17 protein-coding genes are annotated in these 18,683 nt (G+C 73.6%); 5 read left to right on the top strand and 12 right to left on the bottom strand.

Translation table 11 applies throughout. The annotated features are described in order from the left end of the window. Nucleotides 1-17 precede the first annotated feature (17 nt). From ABZ135_RS26730 to ABZ135_RS26685, 10 genes are all read right to left on the bottom strand, one after another. A complete protein-coding gene (locus ABZ135_RS26730; protein ID WP_356698909.1) occupies nucleotides 18-734 on the bottom strand; it encodes a GntR family transcriptional regulator in 717 nt (238 codons plus the stop codon). A gap of 40 nt (nucleotides 735-774) precedes the next feature. Next, a complete protein-coding gene (locus ABZ135_RS26725; RefSeq protein WP_356698907.1) occupies nucleotides 775-1,770 on the bottom strand; it encodes an ornithine cyclodeaminase family protein in 996 nt (331 codons plus the stop codon). Beyond that, entirely contained in the window at nucleotides 1,767-1,970 is a 204-nt protein-coding gene (locus ABZ135_RS26720) for a hypothetical protein (protein WP_356698905.1), read from the bottom strand. Before ABZ135_RS26720 ends, ABZ135_RS26725 begins: the two co-directional genes overlap by 4 nt. Continuing rightward, complete coding sequence (locus ABZ135_RS26715; protein ID WP_356698903.1) at nucleotides 1,967-2,971, bottom strand: proline racemase family protein; 1,005 nt, start codon at nucleotides 2,969-2,971, stop codon at nucleotides 1,967-1,969. Before ABZ135_RS26715 ends, ABZ135_RS26720 begins: the two co-directional genes overlap by 4 nt. A gap of 13 nt (nucleotides 2,972-2,984) precedes the next feature. Then, a complete protein-coding gene (locus tag ABZ135_RS26710) occupies nucleotides 2,985-3,896 on the bottom strand; it encodes a dihydrodipicolinate synthase family protein (RefSeq protein ID WP_356698901.1) in 912 nt (303 codons plus the stop codon). A 72-nt stretch (nucleotides 3,897-3,968) separates the two neighbouring features. Continuing rightward, on the bottom strand, nucleotides 3,969-5,387 hold the full coding sequence (locus ABZ135_RS26705; protein ID WP_356698899.1) for an NAD(P)/FAD-dependent oxidoreductase: 1,419 nt from the start codon (nucleotides 5,385-5,387) through the stop codon (nucleotides 3,969-3,971). Next, a complete protein-coding gene (locus tag ABZ135_RS26700; RefSeq protein ID WP_356698898.1) occupies nucleotides 5,368-5,640 on the bottom strand; it encodes a (2Fe-2S)-binding protein in 273 nt (90 codons plus the stop codon). The genes ABZ135_RS26705 and ABZ135_RS26700 overlap by 20 nt, the downstream gene beginning before the upstream one ends. Further along, nucleotides 5,637-6,791, bottom strand: a complete 1,155-nt coding sequence (locus tag ABZ135_RS26695) for an FAD-binding oxidoreductase (RefSeq protein ID WP_356698896.1) — start codon at nucleotides 6,789-6,791, stop codon at nucleotides 5,637-5,639. The genes ABZ135_RS26700 and ABZ135_RS26695 overlap by 4 nt, the downstream gene beginning before the upstream one ends. A gap of 57 nt (nucleotides 6,792-6,848) precedes the next feature. Next, complete coding sequence (locus tag ABZ135_RS26690; RefSeq protein WP_356698894.1) at nucleotides 6,849-9,182, bottom strand: collagenase; 2,334 nt, start codon at nucleotides 9,180-9,182, stop codon at nucleotides 6,849-6,851. Between the two features lie 251 nt (nucleotides 9,183-9,433). Beyond that, entirely contained in the window at nucleotides 9,434-10,489 is a 1,056-nt protein-coding gene (locus ABZ135_RS26685; RefSeq protein WP_356698942.1) for a serine hydrolase domain-containing protein, read from the bottom strand. A gap of 236 nt (nucleotides 10,490-10,725) precedes the next feature. Here ABZ135_RS26685 and ABZ135_RS26680 point away from each other — a divergent pair, with 236 nt between their 5' ends. From ABZ135_RS26680 to ABZ135_RS26670, 3 genes are all read left to right on the top strand, one after another. Beyond that, nucleotides 10,726-11,400 carry a helix-turn-helix domain-containing protein gene (locus ABZ135_RS26680; protein ID WP_356698892.1) on the top strand — a complete coding sequence of 225 codons (675 nt, stop codon included), beginning with the start codon at nucleotides 10,726-10,728 and terminating at the stop codon, nucleotides 11,398-11,400. 89 nt (nucleotides 11,401-11,489) lie between these two features. After that, nucleotides 11,490-12,083, top strand: coding sequence for a TetR/AcrR family transcriptional regulator (locus tag ABZ135_RS26675; protein ID WP_356698890.1), 594 nt, complete (start codon nucleotides 11,490-11,492; stop codon nucleotides 12,081-12,083). 190 nt (nucleotides 12,084-12,273) lie between these two features. After that, complete coding sequence (locus ABZ135_RS26670; protein WP_356698888.1) at nucleotides 12,274-14,340, top strand: discoidin domain-containing protein; 2,067 nt, start codon at nucleotides 12,274-12,276, stop codon at nucleotides 14,338-14,340. Between the two features lie 68 nt (nucleotides 14,341-14,408). Here ABZ135_RS26670 and ABZ135_RS26665 read toward each other — a convergent pair whose 3' ends face one another. Beyond that, complete coding sequence (locus tag ABZ135_RS26665; RefSeq protein WP_356698886.1) at nucleotides 14,409-15,707, bottom strand: YncE family protein; 1,299 nt, start codon at nucleotides 15,705-15,707, stop codon at nucleotides 14,409-14,411. A 213-nt stretch (nucleotides 15,708-15,920) separates the two neighbouring features. Between ABZ135_RS26665 and ABZ135_RS26660 the strand changes: the two genes are divergently transcribed. Together ABZ135_RS26660 and ABZ135_RS26655 are read left to right on the top strand one after the other, a co-directional pair. Beyond that, complete coding sequence (locus ABZ135_RS26660; protein ID WP_356698885.1) at nucleotides 15,921-17,141, top strand: hypothetical protein; 1,221 nt, start codon at nucleotides 15,921-15,923, stop codon at nucleotides 17,139-17,141. Continuing rightward, on the top strand, nucleotides 17,129-17,773 hold the full coding sequence (locus ABZ135_RS26655) for a response regulator transcription factor (RefSeq protein ID WP_356698884.1): 645 nt from the start codon (nucleotides 17,129-17,131) through the stop codon (nucleotides 17,771-17,773). The genes ABZ135_RS26660 and ABZ135_RS26655 overlap by 13 nt, the downstream gene beginning before the upstream one ends. 298 nt (nucleotides 17,774-18,071) lie before the next feature. Here ABZ135_RS26655 and ABZ135_RS26650 read toward each other — a convergent pair whose 3' ends face one another. Further along, complete coding sequence (locus ABZ135_RS26650; RefSeq protein ID WP_356698882.1) at nucleotides 18,072-18,590, bottom strand: HEAT repeat domain-containing protein; 519 nt, start codon at nucleotides 18,588-18,590, stop codon at nucleotides 18,072-18,074. Between the last annotated feature and the right edge of the window lie 93 nt (nucleotides 18,591-18,683).

Genomic DNA, 18,683 nt, shown 5'->3' with positions numbered 1-18,683 from the left:
CGGCCCGCACGCGGGTGTCAGCCCTTGCGGACCCGGCCGAGGCGGCCGGCCGGGCGTTCCACCGGTTCGTCGCGGGCCTCGGCCCACAGCGAGCGGACATGGCCGAGGTGGCGGTGCATGCACGCCTCGGCGGCCTTCGCGTCGCCGGAGATCATCAGGTCGAGCAGCTCCAGGTGTTCCTCCGCCGAGGACACCAGCTTGCCGGCCTCGTCCAGGCCGGTGAGCCCGTAGAGGCGGGAGCGCTTCCGGAGGTCTCCGACGGTCTCCACGAGCCGGTCGTTCCCGGCCAGGCCGAGGAGGGTGAGGTGGAAGCGGCGGTCGGCCTCCAGATAGCCGATCAGGTTGTGCTCGCGCGCGTTGGTGACGATCTCCTCGGCGAGCGGGCGCAGCGCCTCCAGCTCTTCCCGGGTGGCCAGTTCGGTGACCCGGCCGACCGTCGGCACCTCGATCAGCATGCGCAGTTCGGTGCACTGGTCGAGCTCGCGCTCGCTGACCTCGGTGATCCGGAAACCCTTGTTGCGGACCGGCTCGACCAGGCCCTCGCGGGCGAGGTCGAGCATCGCCTCACGCACGGGTGTGGCCGACACGCCGAGCTCGGCGGCGAGGCCGGGCGCGGAGTAGACGCTGCCCGGCCGGAGTTCACCCGCTATCAGGGCGGCCCGCAACGCGTGCCCGACCTGGTCGCGCAGCCGCTCCTGCGCCTTGATGAGACTGTGCTGCTTCAGGTCACCCACGCCGATCCTCCGAGAACTCGCAGAGGCACAGCGTACAATGTCACGTTTCGCCTTCGGGTGCTCCGGTGCGGGAGGACGGCGGCTCCGCCGTCGCCGTGAGCGCGGCCCGGTACACGGCCACCGCCACGGCCAGGTCCTCCCAGGCCATGCCGACGCTCTTGAAGAGCCGGGGCGCCGTCGCGTCCCGCGGTGCCGGGCACCGTCCCGTGACGAGGTCGGCCAGCGTGCCGGCGATGTGCCCGGGGCCGATCGCGCCCTCGGCCCGCGGGATCAGCAGGTCGCCGGCCTCGCGCAGGGCCGCCGCCCGCGACTCGACGTAGACCGCGGACCGCCGGACCAGGGCCGTGTCGGTCTCCCGCGCGCCGGGCTCGTGGGAGCCGACGGCCACGACCGTGGCGCCCGGTGCCACGAGCCGCCCGTCGAACAGCGGGGTACGGGCCGTGGTGCAGCACACCACGAGGTCCGCGCCGGACACGTCCTCGGGCGTGCCGGTCCGGGCCTCGCGCACGCCGAGGGCCCGGGCGTGCGCGACGAGCCGGCGCCCGCGTTCCGGGTCGCGGGCGACGACCACCGCCTCGGTCACCTCGCGTTCGGCGAGCACCGCCGCCAGGTGACCGTACGCCTGCGGCCCGGTGCCGAACAGCACCAGACGCGACAGCGTCCCGGCCGGGGTGAGATGGCGCAGGGCCAGGGCGGAGACGGCCGGGGTGCGCAGGGCGGTGAGCGCGGCGCCGTCGAGCAGGGCCACGGGCGTGAGGGTGGCGCCGTCCAGGAGCAGATGGCTTCCGGTGATCCGGGGCAGCCCGAGGTCCGGATTGCCGGGGGCCACGCCCGCGATCTTCACTCCCGCCCAGGAGCCCGAGGCGGCGGGCATGAGCAGCAGTTCCCCGGCGGGCACGGGCACGGCGGTCCGCTGCGGGCAGCGCTCCGGGTCGAGTCCTTCCCGCAGCACCTCGGCGAGGGCGTCGGCGGCGCCGGCCACCGGCAGCAGGCGGGCGACGGCCGGGGCGTCGATCCACAGCGGCCCGGCGGTCACAGGAGGAATCCCGTGCCGAGGGTGTCGTACGGGTCGAGCACGAAGCGGTGTTCGCCCGTGCGGTGGGCCGTGCCGGTCACCTCGGTGACCAGGCCCTCATCCGAAGGCACCGCTCCCGGCACGGCCCGGCCGGTGAAGAGGGTGCCGTTGCGCTGGTGCGGTCCGGTCGGGGGCGCGGCCGCCGGCGCGTTCGGAGTCACAGCAGGAAGCCTCCGGGGAAGGGGTCGGCCGGGTCGAGGAAGTACTGGGCGGTGCCGGTGATCCAGGCCCGGCCGGTGACCGTGGGCACCACGGCCGGGCGGTCCGCGACCGTGGTCTCGCCGACCAGCCGGCCCGTGAACTCCGTACCGATGAAGGACTCGTTGACGAAGTCGGTGTCCAGGGGCAGCAGTCCGCGGGCGTGCAGTTGGGCCATCCGGGCGCTCGTTCCGGTGCCGCACGGGGAGCGGTCGAACCAGCCGGGGTGGATGGCCATTGCGTGCCGCGAGCGGCGGGCGTCCGAGCCGGGGGCGGCGAGATAGACGTGCTTGAGGCCGGCCTGGGCGGGGTCCGCCGGGTGGACCGGCCGGTCCGGGCCCTTGTTGACGGCGTCCATCAGGGCGAGCCCGGCGGCGAGCAGTTCCTCTTTGCGGGACCGGTCGAAGGGCAGGCCGAGGGAGTCCAGTTCCACGAAGGCGTAGAAGTTGCCGCCGTAGGCGAGGTCGTAGGTGACCGTGCCGTGGCCGGGTACCTCGGCCTTGAGGTCGAGGCCGACGGTGAAGGCCGGCACGTTGGTGAGTGTGACGGCGGTGGCCGCGCCGTCCTCGACGCGTACGTCCACGCTGACGAGGCCCGCCGGGGTGTCGAGCCGGACGGTGGTGACGGGTTCGGTCACCGGGACCATGCCGGTCTCGACGAGGACGGTGGCGACCCCGATCGTGCCGTGGCCGCACATGGGCAGCAGGCCGGAGACCTCGATGAAGAGCACGCCGTAGTCGGCGTCGGGGCGGGTGGGCGGCTGGAGGATCGCGCCGCTCATGGCCGCGTGGCCGCGCGGCTCGTACATCAGGAGGGTGCGGAGGTGGTCCAGGTGCTCGATGAAGTGCAGGCGGCGCTCGACCATGGTGGCGCCGGGGATCACCCCGACTCCCCCGGTGACGACCCGGGTGGGCATGCCCTCGGTGTGCGAGTCGACGGCGTGGTAGACGTGTCGGGTGCGCATGGGTTCCCCCGGGTCAGTGGTGGCCGTCGGCCAGGGCCTTCTCGGTAGCGGAGCGTACGGCGGCGTGGGCGTCGCCGGTGAGCGGGTGGCGGGGCGGGCGGGTGGGGCCGCCGGGGCGTCCGGCCAGGTCCATGGAGAGTTTGATGGCCTGGACGAACTCGGTCCTGGAGTCCCAGCGCAGCAGCGGGTGCAGCGACTTGTAGAGCGGCAGGGCGGTGGCGAGGTCGCCGGCGACGGCCGCGCGGTAGAGCGCGGCGCAGGAGGCGGGCAGGGCGTTCGGGTAGCCGGCGATCCAGCCCACCGCCCCGGCGAGGGCCAGTTCGAGGAGCACGTCGTCGGCGCCGATCAACAGGTCGAGCTCGGGGGCGAGTTCGGCGATCTCGTAGGCGCGGCGGACGTCGCCGCTGAACTCCTTCACCGCGACGATGCGGCCGTCGCCGTGCAGTCGGGCGAGGAGGGCGGGCGTGAGGTCGACCTTGGTGTCGATGGGGTTGTTGTACGCGACCACGGGCAGCCCGGCCGCCGCGACCTGCTCGTAGTGGGCCAGGACCGCGGCCTCGTCGGCGCGGAAGGCGTTCGGCGGCAGCAGCAGCACCGAGCCGGCGCCGGCCTCGGCGGCCTGCTCGGCCCAGCGCCGGGACTCGGCGCTGCCGTAGGCGGCGACGCCGGGCATGACCCTGGCCCCGTCGCCGGCCGCCGCCACGGCCGTACGGACCACGCGGGCCCGCTCCTCGTCGGTGAGGGTCTGGTACTCGCCCAGCGAGCCGTTGGGCACGACGCCGTCGCAGCCGTGGCCGATGAGCCATCGGACGTGCTCGGCGTAGGCGTCGTAGTCGACGGAGAGGTCCTCGCGCAGTGGGAGGGCGGTGGCGACCATGATGCCGCGCCACGGGCGGTCGGGGGTCCAGGTGATGCTCGCGTTCATCCACGACTCCTTTGTAGTGTGTGACATTTTATTGAGGGGCGTACGACGGCCACAAGACCGCCTCGGGAAGATTCAGCCCTGACCGGGCGGGAGCTCCGCCAACCGCCGCAGCGGCACCGGGCAGGCGAGCGGCCTGCGGTCCGGGGCCGGGGCGGCACCCGTGCCGCACAGCGCCGCCACCGCCGGACCGCACGTCCGGCCCTGGCACCAGCCCATCCCCGCCCGGGTCAGGAGCTTCGCCGTGCGCGCGTCACGCGCGCCGAGGGCGCCGACCGCCTCGCGGACGCGCCCGGCCGGCACCTCCTCGCACCGGCAGACCTCGGTGTCGTCCCGCAGCCAGTCCGTCCACCCGGCGCCCGGACGGTGCGCCGCGCCCATCGCGTCGGCGAAGGCCCGCAGGCGGCTCCGGCGCCGGCGCAGGGCCGCCACGTCACCGGCGGGGGCGGCGCCCAGGGCTGCGGCGATCGAGCGGGCCGCCAATTCACCTTCGACCAGGGCGAGTTGCGCGCCGCCGATGCCGCCGGTCTCGCCCGCCGACCAGACGCCGGGCACGGAGGTGCGCTGATCCTCCGTCAGGACGAGGGCGGCGGTGCCGTCCGCGGCGGTGCGGGTGGCGCAGCCGAGGGCGGTGGCGAGGGACAGTTCGGGAACGAGGCCGTGGCCGACCGCGACGGAGTCGCACGGGATCCGGCGGCCGGTGCCGGGGACCGGACGCCAGTCGCGGTCCAGGCGGGCGACGGTCACCGCCTCCACCCGTTCCGCGCCGTGGGCCGCCACGACGGCGTGCCGCGTCAGCAGCCGCACGGGGTGGCGGGCCAGCGCGGCGCCGAAGCGGGCCCCCTCGACCAGCTTCGCCGGGTTCCGCAGCAGCGCCCCGGCGCCGCGGGCGTAGCCGCCGTACGCCGCCGCCTCCACCACCGCCGGGACCCGTGCCCCCGCGGCGGCCAGCGACGCCGCGACGGCCAGGAGGAGCGGCCCGCTGCCCGCCACGACGGTCCGCCGGCCGGGCAGCACCAGGCCGCCCTTGAGCATGGCCTGCGCCCCGCCCGCGCCGACCACGCCGGGCAGGGTCCAGCCCGGGAAGGGCAGTTGACGCTCGTACGCGCCGGTGGCGAGCAGGACGGCCCGCGCGGTGACGGTGACGGACTGGGTGTCCTCCTCGGTGCGGCTGCGCAGGGTCCAGGAGGGGCCGTCGGGCGTCACGGTCCAGACGTGGTGGCCGGGCAGGTAGGTGACGCGGCGCGCCGCCTCGTGGGTGCGCAGGCGGCGCTCGCGGGAGGTGAAGGAGTGCCAGTCGTGCGGGTGCGGCACGCGGGGGCGTGGGCGGGCCGCGCGGAGTTCGGGGGCGGCGTGACGGTAGTACTGGCCGCCGGGGCGCTGTCCGGCGTCCAGGAGGACCACGGAGAGGCCGAGGTCGGCGGCGGTGACGGCGGCGGCCAGGCCCGCGGGGCCCGCGCCGACGACGGCGAGATCAGCAGCCGAGTGCGGCACGGCCGGTTCCCTCCTGGGTGGTGACGGTGTCGCCCGGCCGGGCCGGGACGAGACAGGCGCGCCGGTTGGGGCGGCCGTTGACGGTGACGAGGCAGTCGAAGCACTGGCCGATCCCGCAGAACGCGCCGCGCGGGGCGCCTCCGGCGCGGGTGGTGCGCCAGGCGAGGACGCCCGCCGACCAGAGCGCGGCGGCGACGGTCTGGCCCTCGTGGAAGGGGAGTTCGCGGCCGTCGAAGGTGAGGGTGCTGCTCATCGGGGCGTACCTCCGAAGTCGCGGTCCGGGCGGAAGGGCGTGGGATCGAGCGGGGGCGCGGTGCCGGTGAGCGCGGCGGCGACGAGGGCGCCGGTGGCCGGGGCCAGGCCGATGCCCGCGCCCTCGTGGCCGCACGCGTGGTGGAGGCCGGGGACGCGGGGGTCGGGGCCGATCGCCGGGAGGTGGTCCGGGAGGTAGGGGCGGAAGCCGTGGTAGGCGCGGAGGACGTCGACGTCGGCGAGGACGGGGAAGAGGGTCGCGGCCTGGGTGGCGAGGCGGCGGAGGGCTTCGAGGGAGAGGGAGCGGTCGAAGCCGACGCGTTCGCGGGTGGCTCCGATGAGGACGGGGCCGGCGGGGGTGCCCTCGACGACGGCGGAGGACTGGAGCGCCGCCGAGTCGCTGGCGACGTCCGCGATGTAGTCGGCCGCGTAGACCTTGTGCCGCACCAGGCGGGGCAGCGGTTCGGTGACGAGGACGAAGCCGCGGCGGGGCAGGACGGGCAGGTGGCCGCCGGCCAGCCCGGCGACCTGTCCGCCCCAGGTGCCGGCCGCGTTGACGACGGCCGGGGCGAGGAGTTCGCGGCGGGGGGTGCGGACGCCGCGGACGGCGCCGCCGGGTGTGCGGAGGATCTCCGTGACCTCCTCGCCGAGGTGGGTGGCGCAGGCGGCGGCGCGGAGGAGGCGGGCGGCGGCCTGCGCGGGCTGGACCTGGGCGTCCTGCGGGTAGTGGAAGGCGCCGGCCATGGCCGGGTTCAGATGGGGCTCCAGGTCCGGGAGTTCGGCGCCGGGGACCTCGGTGGCAATGACGCCGGCGGCCCGTTGGCCCTCCGCGAAGGCGCGGAGGGCCTTGAGGGTGGTCTCGTCGCGCGCCACGACGAGACCGCCCTTGGGCTCGTACTCCAGGTCCGGCGGGAGTGCGCCGGACAGTTCGCGCCAGAGTCTCGTGGACAGCAGCGCGAGATCGAGCTCGGGGCCCGCCTCCTTGTCGGAGACGAGCAGATTGCCTTCCCCGGCGCCGGTGGTGCCGCCCGCGACGGGACCGCGGTCGACGACGGCGACGGACAGGCCGGAGCGGGTCGCGTAGTACGCGCAGGCGGCTCCGACGACGCCGGCACCGATGATCACGGCGTCCAGGGAGTGTCTCTTGGGCACGGCAGTAATATGTCACATTCTCCAGAGGCCCAGGGGTTGCCCCCTGGGCGGGTGCGGTCAGGTGCGGAGCGGGCCTTCGCAGCGGTAACTGGACGTGCCCGCGGTCCTGTCGGACCAGATCTCGATCGGTCCGAAGCTGCAGTTCATGTCGGCCAGGTTGTTCAGGCGGGCGTCGGCGGCACGGTCGAGGAGGAAGTAGTCGACCGTCTCGGACATGTCCTTGAAGTTCCGGTCGTCGCTGCTCGCGTCGGTGAGGTTCGCGGTGATGCGGCCGGTGCAGACGAAGCGCCGCTTGCCGGGGTCGCCGTTCTCGACGCAGTCCGGGTTGGTGTACGTGGCCCCGGCGAAGGCGGTCCGCACGCCCGCGACGGTGGAGTAGGTGAGCCGCTCGTTCGGCGTGTACGTGGTGTTCGGGACGTAGAGCCGGTCGACCTGGGCGATCTGGGCGTCCAGGAAGCGGTCGTAGGCGGTCTGGAGGCCGGTGTCGGCGCTCAGGCGCCCGCGCCAGGCGTCGAAGCGGGCGACGTCGTTCGCGCGCAGGTGCGTGTACATCTCGCGCAGCAGCGAGGGGCGTTCGGTCCACAGGAACTCGAAGAGGGTGCCGGCGTAGTTGTAGAAGCGGAAGCCGTCGCCGTCGTAGGTGGCGTGCAGGATCTGGCGCACGGTCATCCGCGGGCCGCCGCCGGCGGTGTCGTTGATGATGCCGCGCACGAGGGATTTGCGGACGGCGATGCCGTCGTCGCGGGTGGCGCCGTCGAAGAACTCGGCCGTGCCCTCGTCCATGGCCGTGGTGCGGTCGTTCTGGTACCAGGGGCCCTCGCCGAAGAAGCCGGGCACCGCGAAGCGTCCGTTGAGGTAGTGGACGTACTCGTGCCGGAACAGCTCTTCGAGGGTGAGGGACGAGTCCTGCGGGACGCGCCGCTGGTACGTGTAGAAGGTGGCGCCGTTCTCGATGTAGATGCCGCCGTTGTTCGTGTCGTACCCGGTCAGGATCGGGTGGTAGTTCTCGTAGTCGGCGCGCGAGGCGTACAGGACGATGTTCAGGGTCGTGTTGGGGTCGCCGGCCAGGGGCTGTTCGGTGCCGAGCACCCGGTGGTACTGGGCCTTGACCTGCTTGCTGGCGTAGTAGAGCTGGTCGACGGTGGCCCGGTCGAGGCCGGTGCGGACCCTGATGGTGCCGTTGTCGTAGGTGTACGTGTAGGGGAAGACGCGCTTCTCGATGTCGGCCTTGCAGACGCCGTAGGGCGCGCACGCCTCGTAGAAGTTGAGCCAGGTGACGAGCTTGGCCCAGGGCTGGCTGCCGGTGCCGAAGCCGGACTCCACGGGGCGCAGGAGGGCGCCGAGGTCGGCCACGACCTGGCTCTGCAGGCCGGCTATCTGGCCGAAGCGGCCGTATTCGGCCAGCGCGTCGCGGACCACCCAGGCGTTGGCGGTGTCCTTGAGGTGGGTGTGGCCGGCGAACGCCTTGAAGGCGGCGCGGTAGGCGGGGTCCGCCTTCACGGCGGCGTGGAAGGCGGTGTCCTGGTTGCCCGGGTAGACGCCGAGGTAGTTGACGGAGAGCGCGGCGAGCGCGGCACCCGCCCAGGCGGGGTCCTTGTGGGTCGCGGGGTGGGCGGTGTCCATGGTGGCGAGGACCTTGACGATCAGGCCGAGTTGGTGCTGACGCAGGCCCGGGGCACTGGCGGTGTAGAGGGCCTCGCGGAGGGTGCGGGCGTTGGAGGCGGTGACGTCGAAGGTGCGGGCGGCGTTGCCGAAGTCGGCGACGGCCCGGCGGATCGCGTCGACGGTGGGCGCGTCGGTGATGTCGATCTCGGTGCGGGAGAAGTCGTGGTAGGCGACCGCGTGGAGATAGGTGAACATCTCCTCCAGGTGGGAGGAGTTGCGGCCGTCGTGGGCCGCGGCGAGGGTGGAGATCCGGCGGGCGACGGCCTGCACATGGGCGTCGGACATGACCGGGGCCAGGCGGGCGTCCCAGGTCCAGACGAGGTCGCGCAGACAGCCGTCGGCGGTGACGGCCGGGTCGGCGAGGAAGTCGGCGAACCGCTCGGGCGCGAGGCCGGTGATGCCGTCCAGGGTGCAGGGCACGCCGGCGGCGAGGGCGGGGGCTTCGGTGGCCTCGGTCTTGCCCTTCGCCGCCGGGCCGGGGACGCGGGGCTTCGCCCGGGTGCCGCCGGGGGCGGGGGCCGGGGCGGGCTCGGCGGTCCGGGCGTCGGCGATGTGCTCGACCTCGTCGAAGGGGTTCTGGCCGGTGGCGGCCATGGGGGCGAAGGTGGCGGGCACCTGGGCCGGCCGCTCCGGGGTCCGGCCGACGGCCTGGGCGGCGGAGGCGACGAGGGTCACCGCAACGGCGGTGGCGAGAAGAGAGGTACGCACGACTCTGTGCTGGGACACCTGGACTCCTGGTCGGGGAGTAGTGGGGGATGCGGTGTGGCGCGTACGGCGAACTCCCCCGGCTCCCGGTGGAGTTGACGGGCTCGGCCGTCACGCCGTGAGCGGTAACATAGTAATGTGAAATTGCACTGACAAGGTCTGTGCACCCGTCAGTTCCGGCGCGTTCACCGGCAGTCCATGGCTGCCGCCCGACAGGGCGCCGGGACCGCACGGGCATGCCCCCGCGGTCCCGGCGCCGGCGAGAATCGGCGTCAGCCGTACAGGGCCACGCGATGGAAGGCCGCGAGCGCGTCGTCGATGGGGTGGGGCTGCGGCCTGCCGGAGGCGTCGAGCCTGTTCCACCTCTGGAGGTTCACCGCGACGGCCATCTGCCGCTTGCCGTCGGCCCGGATCAGGGCCAGCGCGCCGCCACCCCAGACCGTGCCGCCGTGGCCCCAGAAGACGTCCTGACCGGGGGCCTCCACGGGGTGCAGGCCCAGGCCGTAGTCGATGATCCTTCCCTCCTGGGAGACGACCGGGACGGTGCGCCGCATCTCCGCCAGCGACGACGGACCGACGATCTCGCCCGCCAGCAGCAGACGGTAGAAGCGGTTGAGGTCCGCGACCGTCGATATCAGCGAGGCCGACGGGCCCACCCATGACATGTCGTAGACGCTGTAGTCGCGCGGCGGGTCGATCATGCCGAACCACGCCTCGTAGAGCTGCGAGTGCGGCCCGTCGACGCACGGCCCGTCGGGGAGTTCGGTGTCCCGGAGCCCGGCGCGCTCGATGACGTTCCGGGTGATGTACCGCTCGGCCGTCATGCCGGTCACCTGCTCCAGGAGCTGGACGAGGAGCAGGTAGTTGGTGTTGGAGTACAGACCCGGAGTGCCGCCCGGGGCTCCGACGGCGGGTGCGCCGACCCCCATCCCGATCAGTTCGACCGGGTCGAACCGCGTGAACCGGTGGTCGTCCAGGCTCTGGGGCCGGGTGTCCGCGAGCACGGGGAACGCCTTGAGGGACGGGTAGGCGTACGGGAGGTACTCGGCGAGGCCGCTGGTGTGGTTGACGAGCATCCTGACCGTGATCGCGTCGCCGCGCTCTCCGGGGACCAGCTTCGGAAGATAGCGGCCGATCGGCGCGTCGAGACCGATCTCACCGCACTCGACCTGCTGCAGAACCGCGGCCGCGGTGAAGGTCTTGGTGATGCTGCCGACGCGGTGCCGCATGCCGGCGGTGACGGGACGGCCGGTGGTCACATCGGCGACCCCGGCGGCGCCGCGCCAGACCCGGTCGCCGTCGCGCACCTCGGCGAACAGGCCCGGCATCCCGGCGCGGTGGACGTTGTCGAGGGCGGCGTCCAGCGCCGCCGGGTCCCATGGAGTGCTCACGTCATGCGTCCTTTCGCGTTCCGCCGGGGTGGACTCCGCATCGGCCGCCCGCCCCGGGCAACAGGGCACGAGGGGCATGCCGGCCCGCCCGGCACGCTCATGCCCTCATTATGCACGCGGTGCGTGCAACACCAAGTGCACAGGTACGCTGAACTCCCGGTGAGAGGAGTGACATGGCAGGCCGAAGGCGTTGGTCCACCGAGGAGATCCTGGACGCGGCGGCGGAACTGCTGCGCACGAGCGACGCGGACTCGTTCAGCGTGCGGAAACTGGCCGCGGCCCTCGGGACCGACTCCTCCAGCCTCTACCGGCACTTCCGCAGCAAGACCGAACTGCTGCGGGCGGTCGCCGACCGGGTCCTGGCGGCCGCGATGGACGGCTACCGCGCCGGGGGCGACTGGAGGCAGCGCATCACCGCCCTGGCCCTGCACGTGAGGGACGCCTTCGGACAGCAGCCCCAGCTCGCCATGGTCTGGGGACGCTACGGAGCGAGCGGCACCGGTTCCCGGCTGGTCATGGAAGAGGCGCTCCAGGCCCTGCGCGGGTCGGGGCTTCCCGACGAGGAGATCCCGGCGCGCTACCACCGGCTCGCGGTCCTCATCGCCGCACTGATCGCCTCCGAGGCCGGGGTCGGCACCATCACCCCGGAAGAGCACGACCAGGGTGTGGAGCTGTTCCGCGTCGCCGTCCTCGGCGCCGATCCCGAGCGCTTCCCGGCCCTGGCCCACTTCGCCCGCGACATCCGTCCCCTCGGCGCGGATCGCCGTGCCGCGTTCGAGGACATCCTCGCCGCCCACCTCGCCCAGATCGAGGCCACGATCCCGCCGCGCCGGCCGGCCGGCGCGTGAGCACCGCTCCCCGGCGGCACGCCCCGTCGCCGTAACGGTGTGGCGCGAGGGTGCGGCGGATACCCTGGCGCCGGACCCGAGGAGGAAGCATGGCGCGGATGCCGTCGGCCGAGCGACGCCGGCAGTTGGTCGAGGCGGCGGTCCGGGTCATGGCCAGGGACGGGGTGGCGCGGACGACGACCCGGTCCGTCTGCGCCGAGGCGGGCGTGTCGCTGAGCGTGTTCCACTACTGCTTCGACTCCAAGCAGGCGCTCCTGGAGGCCGCCATCGAGTCCATCACCGGCGGCTACGTGGCCCGCGTGATGTCGGCGGTCGAGCCGAGGGCGACGCTGCGCGAGACGGTCCGGGGCGCGCTCGGGACGTACTGGGAGCATGTGACGGACCGGCCGGCCGAGCACATGCTGACCTATGAGCTCACCCAGTACGCGCTGCGCGAGGAGGGGTTCGAGCACCTGGCGCGGGCGCAGTACGAGCAGTACGTGGCGTCGGCGACGGCCCTGGTCGAGCAGGTGTGCGCGGTGCGCGGGGTGACGCCGCGGGTTCCGGTGGAGCTGCTGGCGCGGGTGCTCGCGGCGGCCGTCGACGGGCTCACGCTGCAGTATCTGGTCCTGGGCGACAAGCACGCCGCGGCGGAGCTTCTGGATCTGACCACCGACCAGCTCGTCGGGCTGATCGAGGGCTGAGCCAGGGCTGAGCCAAGGGCCGGTCGAGAACGGATCGCGGGCTGACGGCAGCTCACCAGGTCATCCGACCCGGACCCTTGACTCACTCGGCGATCCTCGCGATCCTCGCCCCGAGCCCTGTTACCGCGAGAAACCCCCACGGGGCGGCGCACAGCCCGGTATCCCCCTGACCGAAGGCGTGGCTGACCATATGAAACGACCCTCTACGCGCGGGGCGGGCGGCCGGTTCGCCCTCGCGGCCCTGTTCATCGCCCTGGCCTCCGTCCTGTTCGGCGCGGGGCCGGTCCCCGCGGCCGACGGCCCGAACTGGTGGGAGCCCTCCGCGCGCCCGGCCCCCGACTCGCAGATCAACGTCACGGGCGCGCCGTTCAAGGGAACGGACGCCGACGGCAAGGTGCGCGGCTTCGTCGACGCGCACAACCACCTGATGTCCAACGAGGGTTTCGGCGGCCGCATGATCTGCGGCCGGACGTTCTCGGAGGCGGGTGTCGCCGACGCGCTCAAGGACTGCCCCGAGCACTACCCGGACGGTGCGGGCGCGATCTTCGAGCATCTGACCGGCGGTGACGACGGCCACCACGACCCGGTCGGCTGGCCCACCTTCAAGGACTGGCCCGCCCACGACTCGATGAGCCACCAGCAGAACTACTACGCCTGGGTCGAGCGGGCCTGGCGCGGTGGCCAGCGCGTGCTGGTGAACGACCTGGTGACCAACGGTCTGATCTGCTCGCTGCTGCCCCGGGACCGCGGCTGCGACGAGATGGACGCCATCCGTCTGGAGGCGCGGAAGACGTACGAGTTGCAGGACTACGTCGACCGGATGCACGGCGGCCCGGGCAAGGGCTGGTTCCGCATCGTGACGGACGCGGCGCAGGCCCGCTCGGTGATCGAGCAGGGCAAGCTCGCGGTGGTGCTCGGCGTGGAGACCTCGGAGCCGTTCGGCTGCAAGCAGATCCTCGATGTCGCCCAGTGCGACCAGGCGGACATCGACAAGGGGCTCGACGAGCTGTACGCCCTGGGTGTGCGCAGCATGTTCCTGTGCCACAAGTTCGACAACGCGCTGTGCGGGGTGCGCTTCGACAGCGGCACCACGGGGGTAGCGGTCAACATCGGCCAGTTCCTGTCCACGGGCACCTTCTGGGCGACGGAGAGGTGCGCGGGGCCGCAGGCCGACAACCCGATCGGCCTGACCGCCCCGCCCGCGATGGCCGCGAAGCTGCCGCCCGGGGTGAGCGTGCCCTCGTACGCCTCCGACGCGCGCTGCAACACGCGCGGGCTGACCCGGCTCGGGGAGTACGCCCTGAAGGGCATGATGCGGCGCGGCATGATGCTGGAGCTGGACCACATGAGCGTCAAGGCGGCCGGCCGGGCCCTGGACATCCTGGAGGCCGAGGAGTATCCGGGCGTGCTGTCCACCCATAGCTGGATGGACCTGGACTGGACGGAGCGGGTCTACCGCCTCGGCGGCTTCGTCGCCCCGTACATGCACGGCGCCCAGGGCTTCGTCGGCGAGGCCGCCCAGAAGGCGGAGCTGCGCAAGAGGTACGGGGTCGGCCTCGGTTACGGCACCGACATGAACGGGGTCGGCGGCTGGCCGGGACCCGCCGGCCGGGACGCCCCGAACGCCGTGACGTACCCCTTCCGCAGCTTCGACGGCGGCTCGGTCCTCGACCGCCAGGTGACGGGGCAGCGCACCTGGGACCTCAATGTCGACGGCGCCGCGCACAACGGTCTCGTGCCGGACTGGATCGAGCAGATCCGGCTCACCCCCGGCGGCGCGGCCGTGGTGGACGAGCTCGCGCGGGGCGCGGAGTCGTATCTGACGACGTGGAAGCGGACCGAGGACCACGAGCCGGACGTGAACCTCGCCTCGGGGCGGCCCACCTCGGCCAGCACCACCCAGTGGTGGAACCCGTTCGTCGACCACTCCCCCGGTCTCGCCGTGGACGGCAGCGCGGGCACCCGCTGGGCCAGCGAGTGGTCGGACGACCAGTGGTGGCAGGTGGACCTCGGCTCGGCGCAGCGGGTGGGCCGGGTGACCCTCGACTGGGAGCGGGCGCATGCGCGGGCGTACCGCATCGAGCTGTCCGACGACGGCGTGAACTGGCGGACCGCCTGGTCCACGGAGTCCGGCGACGGCGGGTACGACACGGCCGAGTTCGCCTCCCAGTCGGCGCGCCATCTGCGGATCCAGGGTGTGCGGCGGGCGACCGGGTGGGGCTATTCGCTCCACGAGGTGAAGGTCACCAGGTCCTGACGGGAGGGCCGTCGGCATAGGAAGGGGCCCGCCGGGTGATCCGGCGGGCCCCTTGGCGTGCCCGGGTCTCAGCCGGCCGTGGGGCCGGTCCAGTCGGCGGGGACGTGGGCGAGGCGGACGCGCTGGGGGTGGTCGCCGACGTCCACGGTGGCGACCCGCTTCCCGGTGGCGAAGTCGATCGCGGTCACCCGGTCGGCGCCGCTCTCCGAGACGACGCAGGAGCGGCCGTCGCCGCTGACCGTCGCCCAGTAGGGCTTGCTGACCTCGACGAGCGGGCCTTCCTGGAGGGTGGCGCGGTCGACGACGGTCGCGTAGTCGTCCATGGTGCCCGCGACGCACAGCTTGGTGCCGTCGGGGCTGATCGAGAGGCCGTGGTGGCGGGAGTCGTTGACCCAGGCGGTGCGGTCGGGGTCGGTCGCGGGGTTGCCGGGGAGGTTCTTGAGGCGGGTGATCCGGTCGGCGGCGATGTCGTACTCCAGGAAGCCGCCCAGGAAGGAGACCTGGAAGTAGAGCTTCTTCTCGTCGGGGGTGAAGACGAGGGGCCGGACGGCGTCGGAGAGGTCGCCGCGGCCGAAGGCGTCGAGACGCTCGCGCATGTCGATGACGCGTACGGTGCGGAAGGTGCTCGCGTCGACGACGGTGATCCTCCGGTCGCCCTTGGTCCAGTCGAGCCAGGGGGCGTCGAGGGCGGTGGTGACCTCGCCGATCGACATGTTCCACAGCAGCCCGTCGGCGGTGAAGACGTTCTCGTGCGGCTTGTCGCCGGTCTTGAAGGAGCCGAGCTGGCGGCCGGTGACGATGTCGAGGACGTGCACGGTGTTGGCGGTGGAGGCGGAGACGGCGACGCGGGTGCCGTCGGGCGAGACCGCCATGTGGTCGGAGCGGTAACCGGCCACCGGGAAGCGCCAGTTGATCCGGCCGGTGCGCAGGTCGAGGGAGACGACGTCGGCGAAGCTGGGGCGGGAGACGACCATCGCCGTGCCGTCGGGGGTGGCGTACATGTCGTCGACGAACTGGTCGTGGCCCTCGCCGGGTCCGTTGCGCACGCCGAGGAAGAAGGCCAGCTTGATCGGGTCGAGGTGGATCTCGCGGAGCCTCTCCTCGCGGTCGGGGATGACGTTGACCCGGCCGAGGCGGCGGAACTCGCCGCGGGACTCGATGACATCGGCCGTGCCGTCCCAGTTGTTGCCGACGAACATCACCTCGCGCAGCCCCTCGGCGCTCGACGGCCGGGGCGAGGCGGCGGTTCCGGTGCCGGTGCCGCCGACGGCGGCGAGGAGCGCGAGGGCGGCCGTGAGGGCCACACCGAAGCGGCGCCGGGCGCGGGTGCGAGGGGGCTGGCTGCGGGGCAGGCGGGGAGAGGGCATGGGGGTTCCTTCTTCCGGCTCCGGACGGGGACTTACCCGAGGTAACCACGGGTCCGCCACCCCCAACAAGCCCTCGGGGCCGACCAGTTACCCCTCGGTACGAGCGCCCGTCACGTCGCCGCCACACCGTCTTCACACCGTCTGCGAAACGGCTGGTGGAGGGGGTGTCCACGGTCGCCCGCAGGGGCAGAATGCGGGACGACGGGGACGGTCGTGACAGGGCGGGAGTGGGAGATGGTCGTGCCGGCGGGGTCCTTGCCCCTGGCGCGGTGGCGCGCGCTGCGGTGGTCGAGCGGGACGGGTTCGGCGCTCCGGCGCGCCCGCTCCTTCATGATCCTGACCACGCTCCTCTACCGGGCGAGCCATCTCACCGTCGGCGTCCTCGCCGTGGCCCAGCACCGCCCGGACCGCCCCGTGCCGTACCTGGGGCTCGCGGCCGCGCTGGGCCTGAGCATCCTGGTGTACGGGACGGCTCTGCGGCGCGGCTGGTTCGACCCGCGCCAGGTCGGCGCGGACGTGCTGGTCACGGGCTGCGCGCTGCCGTTCGCGCTGTACGCCTGGGGCGGGGTGCGGGACACCCCGTCGCTCGGCTGGGCCATGCTCCTCGGCGGCTCGGCCAGCGCCGTCGCGGCCGTCGCCCTCACCAGGCCGTACGCCCTCGCCGCCGTCGCGCTGCTGGTCGCGACCCATCTGTACGGCTACCACCTGGTGGGGGCGAGCCGGGCCGTCCTCGGCGGGCACCTCAACTCCCTGGTGTCCTCGGCCGTCATGGCCTGGGTGATGTGGTGGTACCTGCGCCGGCAGGGCCGGCTCCTCGACGAGGCGAACGCCCGCGCCCTGGCCGCCGAGGCGGAGAAGGCCCGCTACGCCGAGCGTCTCGCCCACCACCGCGCGCTCCACGACACCGTGCTCGCCACCCTGACCGCGCTGGCCGCCGGCGGCATCGACGCCAACGCCCCCGAGGTGCGGCAGCGCTGCGCCCGCGAGGCCGCGTATCTGCGCCGCCTGGTCCAGCGCGGCGCCGACGAGGTCCCCCACCCCGGGATCGGCGCCGCCCTGGAGGAGGCGGTCGGCTCGGCGGAGAGCCTGGGGCTGCGGGTCACCGCCCAGTACCACCGGCTGCCCGAGGTGCCGCCGGAGGTCGCCGCCGCCTTCGCCGACGCCACGCGCGAGGCGCTCAACAACGTACGGCGCCACGCCGGCACCGGGCACGCCTACCTCACCGCCACCGAGTGCCCAGCGGGCCCGGACGGCCGGCCCGGGGCCGTCGTCACGGTCGTCGACCGGGGCCCCGGATTCGATCCCGGGACCCGGGAGTCCGGCTTCGGCCTGCGCCGCTCGGTGCACGGGCGGCTCGCGGAGGTCGGCGGCCGGGCCGTGGTCGACACCGCGCCCGGCGAGGGCGTACGGGTGGAGCTGAGATGGCCGGCGTGATCACGGTCGCCGTGGTCGACGACGACCGCATGCTCCTGGACGGCATGCGGGCCTGGCTGGGCGGGGTGCCGGAGCTGCGCCTCGTGGCGACCGCGGCCACCGTCGGCGAGCTCCTCGCCTCCGGTGGCGCCGCCCCGCCGCCGGACGTCGTTTTGCTCGACCTCGTGCTGCGGGACGGCTCCGCGCCCGCCGACAACATCCGGCGGCTGCTGGGCACCGGCAGCCGGGTCCTGGTCATCAGCACCGTGCCGGACCGCACCCGGATCATCGAGTCGGTCCGGGCCGGCGCCGACGGCTATCTGACGAAGGACAACGACCTGCCGACCCTGGTCGCCGCCGTCAAGGACGTGGCGGCCGGCCAGGGCGCCCACTCCCCCGAACTCGCCTTCGCCTGCGCGCACGACGACTCCCCCGCCCGGCCACGCCTCTCGCCCCGCGAGCGGCAGATCCTGCTGGACTACGCCTCCGGGATGACGCTCAAGTCCGCGGCCCGCCGCGCGGGCATCACGGTCCACACGGCGAAGGACTACCTCGACCGGGTCAAGACCAAGTACCGCCAGGCCGGCCGCCCCACGTACACGAAGATCGACCTGGCCCGCCGGGTCCGCGAGGACAGCCTCGGCCCGGGCTGAGGCCGGATGCCGTACGGGGGCGGCGACTCCGGCCGTCGCCGCAAGCCCCCCAAACGGACGGCTGCAGGGGGCGGCCCGCCCCTCCCTATCGTCGTCTCCGGCGCCGCGGTCACACCCCCGTAGCCGCGGCGCCGCCAGAACCGTTCGGCGAGGGGGAGGGGCGGCACGGGGAGTGCGGGGGGCTCCCCTGTGCCGCCTCGGGCGAGGACGGCGAAGAGCCGGCGGGCGGGCGGGCCAGGCCGCCGGCGAAGGCCCCGCGCCTGTCCCGGCGTCGCGGAGGACGGCTACGGCTCCGCGGTCAGAGCTCGCCGCGGCGTGCGAGCTGGTTCAGCGCGTTCTGGCGGATGATCTCGTTCTCGTCGTCGCGCAAACCCTCGAGGACTTCCCGGGCCTTGGGGCCGGGAACGGCGCCGAGGGCCCAGATCGCCTTCACCGCGAGCGCCCGGTTCTCGTCCCAGTCCAGGTACTCGGGAACCCAGCGCGTCGCCAGGGCCAGCGTCGGCACCGCCCTGGGCGAGCGGAACGCGCCCAGGATGGACACGATGTCCTCGTATCCCCTGTGCCAGTCGGCGGGGAACAGTTCGATCAACGGCTCCAGGAACTCCTCGCCCGATGCCTTGGCGGCGGCATGGACGATCAGCGCCATCTCGACGTCGTCGGCGTCCCGGCGCTCCATGGCGTCCCGGAGCAGCCGGAGCGCCAGGGCCGCGCCGTCGGACTCGCCGAAGTGGGCGAGCACCTCGTCGAGCGTGTTCCTCCGCCCCTCCCCCGGTACGAACACCAGGCCCATGACCAGATCCTGCTCCTCAGGCGTCATCGCCCGACCACCTCCCATGCGCTGATGTTGTCACGGGCCCCGGCCGGGGTCCGGCCGGGGTCCGCGGTCAGGCCGTTGCAAGGTCCGGTAACA

It is taken from the genome of Streptomyces sp. NPDC006339 (assembly GCF_040612775.1).
Lineage (GTDB): Bacteria > Actinomycetota > Actinomycetes > Streptomycetales > Streptomycetaceae > Streptomyces.
The sequence above is the reverse complement of the archived record's forward strand: the minus strand, read 5'-3'. Positions and strand labels throughout refer to the sequence as shown.